The following is a 13,088-nucleotide window of genomic DNA, read 5'->3' as shown; positions in this document are numbered from 1 at the left end:
TTTCCTTGAATAGCGTAATACTGTTCACAAGGAAAAGGCTCGAAAGGTTTTGGGGGTGGAAATCAGGTGGCAAATATGCACAACACCAAGAGGATTATGATCAGTTTACCGGATCATCTTTTGCAGGAAGTGGACGGAATTGCCCGGCTGGAAAATTCCAATCGCAGTGAGCTTATCAGACAAGCCATGAAGCTGTATCTGAATGAACGCAAGAAGCGTTTTATTCGGGATTCGATGCAGCGCGGGTACATGGAGATGGCCAAAATTAATTTGACCATGGCTGCTGAGGCGTTTCATGCGGAGGAAGATGCAGACAGCACCCTTGATCGCCTGGTAAGCGGGGTGTAAACATTGATTGTAAAGCGCGGCGATGTATTTTTTGCAGATCTCTCTCCTGTGGTTGGTTCCGAGCAGGGTGGGGTCAGACCGGTGCTGATCATCCAGAACGATATCGGGAACCGATTTAGTCCGACTGCGATTGTGGCCGCCATTACGGCCCAGATCCAGAAGGCAAAGCTGCCGACACATGTCGAAATAGATGCGGAATCGCACGGGTTTGACCGTGACTCGGTCATTTTGCTGGAGCAGATTCGGACGATTGACAAACAGCGGCTTACGGATAAAATCACACATCTGGATGAAGAGACGATGAAGAAAGTGGACGATTCGCTTCTGATCAGTCTGGGTTTGATTGATTTTTGATGTAGCTTTACATTTGCATGGAGGGGTTGTCCCGGGAAGCAGTTTTTGCTGCCAAAGGGATGGCCCTTTTTTATCAAAATATAGCCGGATCAGGATAGGATTGTAAGAGACGGCTGATTTATGTATACTTAAAAGTGAATTTATCTCTGACGAAACGATGGAGGATCTCCCCTGCGATGAACAATTAACGTATGCCTGAACAATAACTTGTCTGAAAACAAGCGTTGTCTCCGTGAGAACGGGGAGGCGGTCAAGGTATACGTGTGTCTGATTGGGGAGACTCCTATATATACTGGAGCTGCAATGGCAATCTTCGGGAAAAGTGGACGTACAGCGTTCTACTTCTAGCCTGTATTTTTTGCCGTTTCGACCGATCATTCAGAAACCGTATGCCGCTGGCAGCGGTTTTTTGTTGTTTAATCATAATGTCCGCGAACAGGGAACGGGGGAAAAGCATATGACCGTGCTGAAAGTGATGAATTTGCGTAAAGAGTGGAATGGCAGCAATCTGTTTAGTCATATAACCTTTGAGGTGGCGAAGGGGGAGCGTCTGGCTCTCTTCGGCCGCAACGGAATCGGAAAAACAACGCTTCTCCGCTGCATAAAAGGTGCTACAAACTGGGAAGAAGGCGACATTTGGAGATTCGCCCCCGCTAGCGATTGGGGCTGGCTGGATCAGAATGTAGAAGCAGGAGAAAACCTCAGTCTGCTGGAATTTGCCAGGTCAGGGTCTACTGAATTGTCTGAATTGAAGAGGAAGCTGGATCTAATACAGCAGCAATGGAGTATACATCCTTCGCCAGACTCCCTGCTTGAGGAGTATGGAGAACTCTATGAAAGGTATGTGCAACTGGACGGTTACGGCTGGGAACAAAGGGTCGAGCAATGCCTGGAGAGGTTAAAGCTGGATCCCTCGATTTGGGACGTACCATTTGTACGTTTAAGCGGCGGACAAAAAACAAAAGTGCAGCTTGCCTCACTAATGGTTCGCATGCCGGAGATGATCGTGCTCGACGAGCCGACCAATCATCTGGATGAAGAGACCCTGCTTTGGCTTGAAAAGTGGATTTCGGACTATCCGGGCACCGTTTTATACGTATCGCACGACCGGGCGTTTATTGACCGGACTGCTACAGGTCTGCTTGCGCTTGACAAGAACGGCTGCCGAAAATTCACCGGCGGCTATACCGAATATCGCCGGCAGAAGAAGATCGAGCTGCAGACTTTAGAGACTGCTTACAAGAAGCAGGAGCAGGAGCGGACCAAGCTGATTGAAGCGATCCGCAGATATGCGCAGTGGTTCGACCAGGCGCACCGGGCAGCGGGGCAGAATGATTTTTTGCGATCCAAATCCAAAAAGAATGTTTCCCGGCTGCACGCCAAGGAAGCGGAACTGCAGAGGCTTGAGGACAACCTTGTTCAGCGGCCGAAAGAGACGGTCAAGCTGAACATGCAGCTGGAAGCGGAGAAGTTTCGTGCCTCCACGTTGGTTCGTTTGAGCGATGTTTCTTTTGCCTATAACGACAGGCCGGCCTTGTTTAAGCATCTTAACCTGTCTGTTCACAATGGGGATCGTTTCGCTGTACTTGGAAAGAATGGTTCAGGGAAATCGACCTTGCTGAAGCTCGTAACAGGGGATCTGCAGCCGCAGGAAGGGCTGGTGGAGCTCCATCCTCAGGCCCGGATCGGTTATTTTGCGCAAGAATTGGAGCAGCTTGATCTGGAAGAGACCCTGCTGGATTCGCTGCTGCCGCTGCCTGACATGACCGAGTCCCGGGCAAGAACGCTGCTGGGCTGTTTTCTGTTCCGAAGGGATGATGTTTTTAAGAAAATCGGGGAGCTCAGCCTCGGAGAACGATGCCGGGCGGCTTTTCTGAGGCTGCTCTTCAGACGAAATAACCTGCTGATTCTCGATGAACCCACTAATTATCTTGATATAGATACCCGAGAGGTCGTAGAGGATGCGCTCCTGAGTTTTCCGGGGGCTGTGCTGCTCGTATCGCACGACCGCTATTTGGTGCAGAAGGCCGCGAGCCGCTTGTTCATACTGGGAGAAAGTGAAACACCGATTGATTATCCTGGCACTTACGAAGATTATTACCGAGCAGACCGCAGCAGATTGTATCTTCCGGAAGAGCAGGCCAGACAAAATGAACAAGAACGGCTGAAGCTAAAACTCGCCCGACTGATGAGCGAAGAGGAACCGGAGGATCCGGAGGCTGGCGCCACATTGCTTGCGGAAATCGGCAAGCTGCGCAGGCAGATTGATGAGATGGACCGGTGATTTTTTTTCTGGGCAGCTTCTGCTTTAGAAGAGTTGGGTAGAGTCAAGTGCCCATAGGGGTTTGGTTCAGGGCCAGCAGGACGTTCATTTGAACCGATGCGTTCTGTGGAAATATAGCCGGAATTTTGCAATAATAAGGGATGAGCCTGAGAACTGCGAAGCCCTCCTGGGAATGCGCATGCTCAGGCAGATCTGTGGTATTGCTGAAGGAAAGAGGGAATAATCCATTGTCAGAACAAGATACAGTATTAGAAACGGAAGCCCGTCCGGAACAGGCCAAAGCTGAAGAGCAAGAAATGATCGTCCGGCAGGTAGCGAAGGAACTGAATCTGGCATTGAAACAGGTTCGAACGACGATTGCTTTGCTCGACGAGGGGAACACGATTCCGTTTATCGCCCGTTACCGGAAGGAAATGACCGGTGAGTTGGATGAGAATCAGCTGCGGGATGTCGAGGAGCGCACGAATTATTTGCGGGGACTTGAAGAGCGCAAGCGCGAGGTCATCCGGATCATTGATGAGCAGGGCAAGCTGACGGAAGAGCTGTCTTCGGCGATTCGCCAGGCGGTCAAGCTTCAGGAGGTGGAGGATTTATACCGCCCCTACCGGCAGAAGCGGAAGACGCGGGCCAGCGTGGCGAAGGAGAAGGGACTGGAGCCTTTGGCTCAGTGGCTCCTTTCGCAGGCTGCGAAAGGAAATCCCGCTATGGAGGCTGCAGCCTATATCGATGGTGAGAAAGGCGTAGAATCGTCCGAGGATGCGCTGCAGGGAGCTATGGACATTGTCGCCGAACAGCTAGCGGATGATGCGAAGATCCGGGCATGGGTACGCCGTTACACCATGGATCATGCCATCATCGTTTCAGAAGCGAAGGATGCGGAGCAGGAATCCGTTTATGAAATGTACTACAACTATCGCGAGCTTGCGAAGAAAATGCCTCCCCACCGCATCCTTGCCATCAACCGCGGCGAGCGGGAGAACGTGCTCAAGATTGGACTTGAAGTTTCGCCTGAACCGGTCCACTCCTATATGGCCAAACAGGTAATCAAGGGGAGTTCCGCAAGCGAACAACTGCTCCGCGCTGTTATTGAAGACGCCTATAAGCGCCTCATTGCTCCTTCTATCGAGCGCGAGCTGCGTGGTGAGCTGACCGAGAAGGCTGAGACCCAGGCGATCTCGATCTTTTCGGCCAATCTGCGGAGTCTGCTGCTGCAGCCTCCGGTCAAGGGCATTAATGTGCTGGGCGTCGACCCTGCTTATCGAACCGGCTGCAAGCTAGCGGTTGTAGACGATACGGGCAAGCTGCTCGAAGTGGCGGTCACCTACCCGACACCGCCGAACAATAAGAAGCGGGAGGCTGCGGCCAAATTCCATGAACTCATTGACCAGTACGGCATCGACCTGATTGCCATCGGAAACGGGACCGCTTCGCGCGAGACCGAGCAATTTGTCGCCGAAGTGATCGCTGAGCGCAAGCAGGATTCTCTGGCCTACCTGATTGTCAATGAAGCGGGAGCGAGCGTCTACTCAGCCTCCAAGCTGGCCCAGGAGGAATTCCCGGATCTCGATGTCGCCGAGCGCAGTGCGGCCTCGATTGCCCGCCGTCTGCAGGATCCGCTCGCGGAACTGGTAAAGATCGATCCTAAAGCCATCGGCGTCGGCCAGTATCAGCATGACGTATCCCAGAAGCATTTGGAGGAAAGCCTTAAAGCTGTTGTCGAGTCTGCGGTTAACCACGTGGGAGTCGATGTGAATACGGCTTCGCCGTCGTTGCTTTCCTACGTATCGGGAGTGAATGCAACGATTGCGAAGAACATCGTGAAGTTCCGCGAGGAGAACGGTAAATTTGGCAGCCGGAAGGCGCTGCAAAAGGTACCTCGCCTAGGAGCTAAAACCTTTGAACAGTGCGTCGGCTTCCTTCGCATCACCGAAAGTGAAAATCCGCTGGACCGCACGCCGATTCACCCGGAATCATACGATGTCGTGTCCCGGCTATTCGATGAGCTTGGCGTAACGATGGATCAGCTTGGTTCCAAGGAGCTGGCCGGACGCCTTGAAGCGCTGGACATCGGGGAACTGGCAGTTAAGCTCGAGGTGGGCGCCCCGACGCTGCGGGATATTGTGGACAGCCTCTGTCGCCCGGGCCGCGATCCGCGCGACGAGCTGCCGCAGCCGATTTTCCGGAAAGACGTGCTGAAGCTGGAGGATCTCGTTCCCGGCATGGAGCTTCAGGGAACGGTCCGCAACGTCATCGACTTCGGCGCTTTCGTCGACATCGGCGTCAAAAATGACGGGCTCGTGCATATTTCGCAGCTGAGCAGCGGATATGTCAAACATCCGATGGATGTGGTGTCGGTCGGAGATAACGTAACCGTATGGGTACTCAATGTGGATGAGAAGAAGGGCCGTGTCGGACTTACGATGCGCAGACCCGAAGCAGCGGCGCAATAAGCAGCCAAGTTCTTAGCTGCCGAGCTATCAAGCTGTTATGCTGTCTAATCCAACCAGTTCCAAGTAAAGAAGCCGCCGGTTCCTCTTGCCTTACAAGAGGTCCGGCGGCTTCTTGGACATTTACAGCAGGGCAGGTTCATGCTTTATTCGGCATGAACTTCTTCGGACGGATTGGAATCCGTCCGGCGATTGTGATAGAAAAACCAGCAGTCATTAAGCAGCCTGACCTGGCGCCGGTCTTTCTTGTAAAAAGCATGCATGATCTGATTGCACAGCCACTTAGGCAAGATGCATCGCCTCCTCCGTAATCCCTGTTACGAATATCTATATGGAGGAATGCCCAAAATTGTGCGGAAGTTCAGGATCATGCATCCGCTTCTTCATCGTACCATTGCTCCAGCTGCGCCTGAAGGGCACGGATTTCCGTGAGCAGGGAAATAAGAGGGTAGCTCGTTTCCCGGATGGAGGAGAACGAATTCTCCAACTCGTTAATGTAATCCAGACCGCTGACGATTTGATCGGATTCGCGAAGCAGCTCTAGCGAATCGCATTCCGCGACGGCTTTCGGAAGGTCTGGCACTTGCTCAGCGGTTAACTTGTCCACTTCCTTGTTCAAGCGCAGATTCAGTGCGCTTAGCTGGTATGCGTAATCAGCCGGCATTTCCACAAATATAAGATCGGGGTCTTGCTGCAATATACAATAGCGCATGGTTGACATGGCAGGCCATTCTCCCTCCGGAATTCATTACTACTTGACAGTGTATCGTAACGGCAAGTTAAAATTCAAGTACAAACCCTTCGGGTATATTGCCCTTTAGATTCATCAACTACGGTCAGTCAGGCCTTTAGGAAATGAGGATCATTCGATGAACGATGAAGAGCTTCAGGCATGGGTGGAAGACGTTTCCCTTCGCTGGTTCGGCAGAGCATTCCGCCACCGCGCTACGTTCAACGCAAGGCTGCGTTCAACCGGGGGCAGATACTTCATGAAGAGTCATGATATTGAAATTAATCCGAAGCAGCTTGAGCATTATGGAAAGGAGGAAACGGAGAAAATAATCAAGCATGAGCTGTGTCATTATCACTTGCATTTGCTTGGATTGGGGTACCGGCACAGGGACGCTGATTTCAAAAAATTGCTGGCCAAGGTTGGAGGCGGCCGGTTCTGTCAAAGCCTTCCGGGAACGCAGCGAAGGCCGCTTCCTTACCGTTACGAGCTCGTCTGTCAGAGCTGCGGGATGAAATACGCCCGGAAGCGCAAAATCGACCCAAAGCGGTACCGCTGCGGAAAATGTGCAGGACAGCTGAAGCTAAAAAATTTAAAACCACAAGAATAGCGCTTGGGTATCCTTCTGGTGTAGAATGGAAGAAGCAATAAAATAAGGAGTGATGAACATTGGCTAAATCCGTTGCCAAGAAAATGCGTGAGAAGCGGATCAGGGAAGGCCGGATGGATCCTGAACTGAGCCGAAGCCCGTTTGCAAATGTGGATATGAGAACGAGAATGACCAAAACGAAAAAAGATGCATTGTACAGATGCAAGCACAAGAACCGTTTCTTCACCGAAGGAAGAGAGGGTTCTTTTTTTAATGCCAGGAAATGCTGTTGACTTTGGAGGAGCTTTCGTGATAAATTAATAAATGTTCGCTGGTAATGTTCCCTGATAGCTCAGTTGGTAGAGCACTCGACTGTTAATCGAGTTGTCACAGGTTCGAGTCCTGTTCGGGGAGCCATTTTTATTTGGAGAGATACCCAAGTGGCTATAAGGGGACCCTCTGCTAAGGGGTTAGACTGCGTAAGCGGTGCGAGGGTTCGAATCCCTCTCTCTCCGCCATACATATGATAAGGCACGCTGATCGGGCGTGTTTTTTTTTGACAATATAGTTTATAAGTTTCCGGGGGACAGTTGACATTAATAGCCTATTTCACTATACTGTCTCTAATCTTATATGCATGCGTACGTTGAAAGAGCCCAGTAGCTTACTTAATCCCTGTTCCAGAAAGCCGGGGGTGATGAAACCCGGTACACATTAAGCTGGCGAATTACACTCTGGAGTATCCCGGATCGTGCCGGGCGGACTGGCGAACGATATTCCGCCGAGAGTGGCATTCATGGCCCGCGCGCAGGCGGAGCTTATGGTGCAAGCTGGGTGGTAACACGGTTATCCAATCGTCCCTGTGTCTACAATAGACAAGGGACGATTTTTTATTTTCGCCGCGGCATGATGATTCGTTATAAGAATGCTTATGAATAAAGGAGTGGAATGGTCTTGAACATTATCGACGAACTTGAATGGCGCGACGCCATCAATCAGCAAACGGACGCCGATGGTCTCCGGGAATTAACCGAGCAAAAATCGATTTCCCTGTACTGCGGCGTAGACCCTACGGGGGACAGCATGCATATCGGCCACCTGATTCCGTTTATGGTGCTGAAACGGTTCCAGCTTGCCGGCCATCGTCCGGTCATTTTGATCGGCGGGGCGACGGGGACGATCGGCGATCCGAGCGGCCGTCAAACGGAACGTTCGCTGCAAACGCTGGAGCAAATCGAAGCCAACGTCCAGGCGTTAACCATGCAGATGAAAAAGCTGTTTGTCACGGAAGGCGACAACCAGATCCGGATGGTCAACAATTACGAATGGACGCTTAAGATCAATGTCATCGAATTTTTGCGCGATTACGGCAAAAATTTCAGCATCAACACGATGCTGGCCAAGGATGTGGTGGCAAGCCGGCTGGAAAGCGGCATCTCCTTTACGGAGTTCTCTTACCAGATTTTGCAGTCGATTGACTACCTGCATTTATACCAGCATGAAGACGTTCAACTGCAAATCGGCGGCTCCGACCAATGGGGCAACATTACGAGCGGCCTCGACCTGATTCGGAAAAAAGAAGGGAATGAAGCCAAAGCGTTTGGCCTTACAATTCCGCTGATGCTTAAAGCTGACGGCACGAAATTCGGCAAAACGGCCGGCGGAGCGGTATGGCTCGATCCGAACAAAACGACGCCGTTCGAGTTCTACCAGTTCTGGGCCAATACCGACGACCGCGACGTCGTGAAATACCTGAAATATTTTACGTTCCTCACCAAAGAGCAAATTGACGATTTGGCTGAAAAGGTGCAGACGGAGCCGCATAAACGCGAAGCGCAAAAAACGCTGGCCGAGGAAATGACGAGATTCGTGCACGGCGAAGAAATGCTGGAGCAGGCGCGGCGGATCACCGCCGCATTGTTCAGCGGCGATATCAAGTCGCTTACCGCCGATGAAATCGAGCTGGGCTTTAAGGAAATGCCGACATTTGAAGCTGCGAAAGAGCCGAAGAACATTATCGACTGGCTTGTCGATCTGGGCATTGAGCCTTCCAAACGGCAGGCGCGCGAGGATATTACGAACGGAGCCATTTCCTTGAACGGGGAGCGCGTCAACGATGTGGGGCTGGAGGTTTCGGTGGATCAAGCCATCGGCGGCCGTTTTATCATTATCCGCAAAGGCAAAAAGAAGTACAGCCTGGTGAAGATATCCTAAGATCACCTCTGGAAGCCGTGCCGGGCTCCTTGCCGTTTTGGCAAAGAGCCCTTATAACGGCTCATAGGTTCATGGCTTTGCTCATGGGCTTTATGGAAGCCGCTTAATATCTGGCAGTTGAGAAGGATGCTGCATGACGGAAATATTTTTTGAAAAAAATTGTGTGAAAAAATGCTTGCCAGATGTTTGTGATTTTGTTATACTCATTCTTGTCGCTGCGAAAGAGCAGCACTGAGTAAGTTGCTATGGCCCGTTGGTCAAGGGGTTAAGACACCTCCCTTTCACGGAGGTAACAGGGGTTCGAATCCCCTACGGGTCACCATCTGAATATGCGGTAGTGGTGGAATGGCAGACACGCTATCTTGAGGGGGTAGTGGGCGTACGCCCGTGGAGGTTCGAGTCCTCTCTACCGCATAACCATATATGCCATAAGAAATGCGGCTCGGAGGATTTCAATCTTTCGAGCCGCATTTTTTTGCTATTGGGAAGTGTTCCATAAATAAGCTTTACATTTTTCGGAAGCAGCTATATTATAGAAAATGTTCGTTTTCAAGGACTCTATTTGTTCACCGCACAGACGTGATAAAAGGCAAAAATATGCGCGGCTTGAAGGTAGAGAGGAGTTTGCCGAAGCGGTCCAGTCCTGCTTGTGACCTATTTATAATACAGAAAAGAAGGGCTGTCCTTGATGACAGTCTTTTTCCTGATATATACCTCGATGTATAAAATGGAATCTTTAGTAAATTTAGTCTTAATAACCGAATTATGATACAATTTTATTGCTGTATGGAGTCAAGCGTAGAACTCATTCGTTCAGCCCTCGGTCCAAAACGGATGAATATTGAGGATACAAGTGGCGGATACAATCGGGACACATATCATGCGTAAATTCGAGATGCAGATGTTTCTTTAAATATCTTTCGAAGGAATGCCATTCATCCTTTTCATCACGAATTCTTTTGCATTCGGCGCACAAGGGCAGCAAGCGGCTAAATGGCGACTTATGGGGGATTACATGAAGTGAAGTTATATCGCTGATACTAATGATAAGCCCGCTCACATTCCGGCTTTCGGATGAATACCAGGGTGTTATCTCCAGCAGCAGCCACTGAATTCCCTTGTCCGTATAGTTAGGGCATTCTATGGGCGTAAACGAATCTTTGCCCTGAAGCAGATCGTCCAGCTTGGATAATGCTTGCTTGGCCAATATCCCGTCGGCGAAGGCGCGTGCTTCGACAATCTGCAGCAAATTAACGCCGTGCCAATCAAAATCTTCGGTATAGCCGCTCTTCATGCCGAACTGGGTCCAGGAAGCGTTGTAGTCGACAATGCAGCCCCGCAAGTCTGTAATAACCAAACATTGTTTCATTGAATGGGCGATCTCATCCCATAAAATGGTCGATCTTGTCACAGCGTTCGCCCCTAACTTTTACAAGAAAAATAGTAACGAAAAGTACAAGCAGGAGCTTGTCTATTGATTCATTATATACGAAGTTGCGCTATTTAACAATACAATTCGAACTTATTTGCGTCATTTATGTTAACGTTTGGAGGATCATGGAGAATGCACTCTATTTATGAACGGATTGAAATGCTGATTCGCATGAAAAAGATGACCAAGAAACGGTTTTGTGAGCAGCTTGGCATCAGTACCGGAAACCTTGGCGATTGGAAACGGGGGAAATCAACACCGAGCACTAACAAGCTTATCGAAATTGCCGCTTACTTCAAGGTTAGTCTGGATTGGCTGATGCTAGGGAAGGATCACTCGCTTCCATCCGTTAAAGAAAAGGCGGAGGATTACGTGTTTTCCGGCGAGGCCGGTGAAAGGGCAGCATTAACCCCTGACGAGGAGGCTTTTATCCGCGAATATATTGCATTTACGCAGTATCGAAAACAAAAGGGCAAGAATGGGGCAGGGGGAGAGTCCGAACAGTAAATCGAAATTTTTTTAACAAAACCCTTTACTTTTGGTTGTCAGAAGTATATAATATATTTGTTCGCTGCAAAAATACATGCGGTAGTGGTGGAATGGCAGACACGCTATCTTGAGGGGGTAGTGGGCTTACGCCCGTGGAGGTTCGAGTCCTCTCTACCGCATAATATTTAAACAGCAAAAACCCTTGATAAATCAAGGGTTTTTGCTGTTTTTATTTTTATCAAAAAACTGACTTGAACGATACCTTTATAACTTTGTTGACGAATTGTTGACGGAATATTTTAATGATAGCAGAAAAGGATTGATTGTTAGGGCATATCCGGTCAGGCATCTCATATTGCGAATGGATTGTTGCCCATCACTGGGGGATCATCTGTCCTCTTGATTTGGTCTACAGTTTTTCACCAGCCGTAAACCTTTCATGTAGTTTTCTGGTGATTGTTTTGCCGTAAATAGCACTATTTTTATTTTATGAAATCGGTAATTAATATGTTCTAATAGTTGCTGCTCCCGAGTGTCAGAAGGAAAAAAGTGTTAAATCAGGCATATAAAGTTGTAGAATCAGAAAATAAAGTATTAGACTGATGATTCTTTATTAAGCTACCGGTTCGACTGGGTCCGAATGCAAATGCGGGCACGTTCATCGAAACGGTCAAACGGTTACAGCAACAAGCGCTGGAATCGGAGAAATACGATTACATCTCCTTGGCCGAGATTCAAGCACAAACAGAACTGAAACAAAACTTGATCGATCATTTATTTATCTATCAGAACTATCCGGAAGTCTATGAAGTAAACGGGAAGCCTGAGGATCAGGATTTTCAGATCACGAATATTCAAAATTTCGAGCATACCATTTATTCGTCAAGCGTCATGATGTATGTACAGGCGAATCGACTCGTCATTAAAATCGATTACAATGCGTCGGAACATCGCAAAGATAACATCGAACGAGTCATCAGCCATTTGGAAACCATTCTGGGTCAAATTGCGGCAAGGCCGGAGATGCGTCTGGACGAGATTGAGCTGGTTGGGGAAGAAGAGAAGCGGCGGTTGCTGGAGCAGTTTAACGACACGAAGGCGGAGTATCCGAAGGACCAAACGATTCATACGCTGTTGGAGCAGCAGGTGGAGCGGACGCCGGAAGCGGTGGCGGTCGTATTCGAGTCTAAACGGCTGACGTATGGGGAGCTGAACGCGAAGGCGAACCAGTTGGCGCAGAAATTGCGGTCGCATGGCGTCGGAGCGGACCGGATCGTGGGGATTATGGCGGAACGCTCGGTGGAGATGTTCGTAGGCATTCTCGCGATTCTGAAAGCCGGCGGCGCATACTTGCCGATCGACTCGGCGTACCCGGCAGAGCGGATCGCGTACATGCTGGGGGACAGCGGTGCCGATCTTCTGCTCGTATACGGGGACGCGGAAGTGCCGCAAGATTACGAAGGGACCGTGCTGAACCTGGCAGACGCGTCGCTGTACACAGGCGACACCGCGAACCTGCCAGCGTCCAGCGGACCAAACGACATGGCGTATGTCATCTACACCTCAGGATCGACGTGACAGCCGAAAGGGGTTGTGGTCGAACACGGCAGCTTAACGAACATGATGATTGCACTGTACAGCAGATATCCTTGCGGGGAACAAGAAGCTTATTTGCTGAAGACGGGCTATGCGTTCGACGTGTCATTGACGGAATTGTTCGGATGGATACCGGGCGGAGGAAAAGTGGTCATAGCGGCGCCGGGCGCCGAGAGAGATCCGCGGGAGCTGCTCCAGGTCATTGGCGATAACCGGGTAACGCATATTAACTTTGTACCTTCCATGCTGCAGCTGTTCATGGCAGAGGCGGAAACGAGCGGGGGAGCGGCTCCATCGTTGCAGTACCTGTTAATTGCAGGCGAAGCGTTCCCGACGGAGATGGCACGGCGAGCTTGCCAGCAGTGGCCGCACGCCCGAATCGAGAACATCTATGGGCCGACGGAGGCCACGATCTATGCGACTCAAGAGGCGGTTACTTCGCATACGGAGAAAGTTGGAATCGGCAAACCGCTGCCGAACTGTCGGTGGACAAGAACATAGTCCCATAAGAGCCCGCGCCCAGCGCGGGTATTCTGTTTTAAGGGATCAAGTTCTTGTCCTTTGATTAGGACAAGAACTTGATCCCATTGCCGAAAATGGACAAG

11 protein-coding genes, 5 tRNA genes and 1 pseudogene are annotated in these 13,088 nt (G+C 50.2%); 14 read left to right on the top strand and 3 right to left on the bottom strand.

Annotation, left to right across the window (positions count from 1 at the left end; genetic code table 11):
• Positions 1-66 precede the first annotated feature (66 nt).
• The 4 genes from K7397_RS16820 to K7397_RS16805 all read left to right on the top strand — a co-directional run bounded on the left by K7397_RS16820 (position 67) and on the right by K7397_RS16805 (position 5,436).
• Entirely contained in the window at positions 67-348 is a 282-nt protein-coding gene (locus K7397_RS16820; RefSeq protein WP_337926749.1) for a CopG family ribbon-helix-helix protein, read from the top strand.
• A 3-nt stretch (positions 349-351) separates the two neighbouring features.
• The gene (locus K7397_RS16815) at positions 352-702 is read left to right on the top strand and encodes a type II toxin-antitoxin system PemK/MazF family toxin (protein WP_223069090.1); all 351 of its coding nucleotides are present in this window, start codon (positions 352-354) and stop codon (positions 700-702) included.
• A gap of 457 nt (positions 703-1,159) precedes the next feature.
• Positions 1,160-2,986: a ribosomal protection-like ABC-F family protein gene (abc-f, locus tag K7397_RS16810; protein WP_223069089.1), complete on the top strand. Its 1,827-nt coding sequence runs from the start codon at positions 1,160-1,162 to the stop codon at positions 2,984-2,986.
• A 296-nt stretch (positions 2,987-3,282) separates the two neighbouring features.
• Positions 3,283-5,436, top strand: coding sequence for a Tex family protein (locus K7397_RS16805; RefSeq protein ID WP_237691000.1), 2,154 nt, complete (start codon positions 3,283-3,285; stop codon positions 5,434-5,436).
• Between the two features lie 143 nt (positions 5,437-5,579).
• Here the strand turns inward: K7397_RS16805 and cmpA are convergent, their stop codons facing one another.
• Both cmpA and K7397_RS16795 read right to left on the bottom strand, forming a co-directional pair.
• The gene (cmpA, locus tag K7397_RS16800; protein WP_223069087.1) at positions 5,580-5,723 is read right to left on the bottom strand and encodes a cortex morphogenetic protein CmpA; all 144 of its coding nucleotides are present in this window, start codon (positions 5,721-5,723) and stop codon (positions 5,580-5,582) included.
• A gap of 77 nt (positions 5,724-5,800) precedes the next feature.
• On the bottom strand, positions 5,801-6,154 hold the full coding sequence (locus K7397_RS16795) for a hydrolase/acyltransferase (protein ID WP_223069086.1): 354 nt from the start codon (positions 6,152-6,154) through the stop codon (positions 5,801-5,803).
• 148 nt (positions 6,155-6,302) lie between these two features.
• On the opposite strand from K7397_RS16795, the gene K7397_RS16790 reads away from it, so the two are divergent.
• The 7 genes from K7397_RS16790 to K7397_RS16760 all read left to right on the top strand — a co-directional run bounded on the left by K7397_RS16790 (position 6,303) and on the right by K7397_RS16760 (position 9,380).
• A complete protein-coding gene (locus K7397_RS16790) occupies positions 6,303-6,773 on the top strand; it encodes a SprT family protein (RefSeq protein WP_223069085.1) in 471 nt (156 codons plus the stop codon).
• A gap of 59 nt (positions 6,774-6,832) precedes the next feature.
• Complete coding sequence (locus tag K7397_RS16785) at positions 6,833-7,045, top strand: hypothetical protein (protein WP_223069084.1); 213 nt, start codon at positions 6,833-6,835, stop codon at positions 7,043-7,045.
• 48 nt (positions 7,046-7,093) lie between these two features.
• Positions 7,094-7,169, top strand: a tRNA-Asn gene (locus K7397_RS16780).
• 9 nt (positions 7,170-7,178) lie between these two features.
• Positions 7,179-7,270, top strand: a tRNA-Ser gene (locus K7397_RS16775).
• 436 nt (positions 7,271-7,706) lie between these two features.
• Positions 7,707-8,966, top strand: a complete 1,260-nt coding sequence (gene tyrS, locus K7397_RS16770) for a tyrosine--tRNA ligase (RefSeq protein ID WP_223069083.1) — start codon at positions 7,707-7,709, stop codon at positions 8,964-8,966.
• Positions 8,967-9,213: 247 nt separating this feature from the next.
• Positions 9,214-9,288, top strand: a tRNA-Glu gene (locus K7397_RS16765).
• Between the two features lie 9 nt (positions 9,289-9,297).
• Positions 9,298-9,380: transfer RNA gene (locus K7397_RS16760), tRNA-Leu, on the top strand.
• 391 nt (positions 9,381-9,771) lie between these two features.
• On the opposite strand, the gene K7397_RS16755 is transcribed toward K7397_RS16760, so the two are convergent.
• Entirely contained in the window at positions 9,772-10,377 is a 606-nt protein-coding gene (locus K7397_RS16755) for a PAS domain-containing protein (RefSeq protein ID WP_223069082.1), read from the bottom strand.
• 153 nt (positions 10,378-10,530) lie between these two features.
• Here K7397_RS16755 and K7397_RS16750 point away from each other — a divergent pair, with 153 nt between their 5' ends.
• The 3 genes and pseudogenes from K7397_RS16750 (at position 10,531) to K7397_RS21635 (ending at position 12,984) form a co-directional block, all read left to right on the top strand.
• Positions 10,531-10,905 (top strand): helix-turn-helix domain-containing protein, encoded by a 375-nt coding sequence (locus K7397_RS16750; protein ID WP_223069081.1) that lies wholly within the window; start codon positions 10,531-10,533, stop codon positions 10,903-10,905.
• Positions 10,906-10,983: 78 nt separating this feature from the next.
• Positions 10,984-11,066: transfer RNA gene (locus tag K7397_RS16745), tRNA-Leu, on the top strand.
• 433 nt (positions 11,067-11,499) lie between these two features.
• Positions 11,500-12,984, top strand: a pseudogene (locus K7397_RS21635) (non-ribosomal peptide synthetase).
• Positions 12,985-13,088: the final 104 nt, after the last annotated feature.

This window comes from Paenibacillus caui (assembly GCF_019904135.1).
In the GTDB taxonomy this organism is placed as follows: Bacteria; Bacillota; Bacilli; order Paenibacillales; family Paenibacillaceae; genus Fontibacillus; species Fontibacillus caui.
Note: the sequence above shows the minus strand (reverse complement) of the source record. Positions and strands in the feature narration are given on the sequence as shown.

Bases quoted from the DNA above. Each gene is read 5' to 3' on its own strand.
- abc-f (WP_223069089.1), top strand. From the start codon at position 1,160: ATGACCGTGCTGAAAGTGATGAATTTGCGTAAAGAGTGGAATGGCAGC.
- K7397_RS16805 (WP_237691000.1), top strand. From the start codon at position 3,283: ATGATCGTCCGGCAGGTAGCGAAGGAACTGAATCTGGCATTGAAACAG.
- K7397_RS16795 (WP_223069086.1), bottom strand. From the start codon at position 6,154: ATGTCAACCATGCGCTATTGTATATTGCAGCAAGACCCCGATCTTATA.
- K7397_RS16790 (WP_223069085.1), top strand. From the start codon at position 6,303: ATGAACGATGAAGAGCTTCAGGCATGGGTGGAAGACGTTTCCCTTCGC.
- K7397_RS16750 (WP_223069081.1), top strand. From the start codon at position 10,531: ATGCACTCTATTTATGAACGGATTGAAATGCTGATTCGCATGAAAAAG.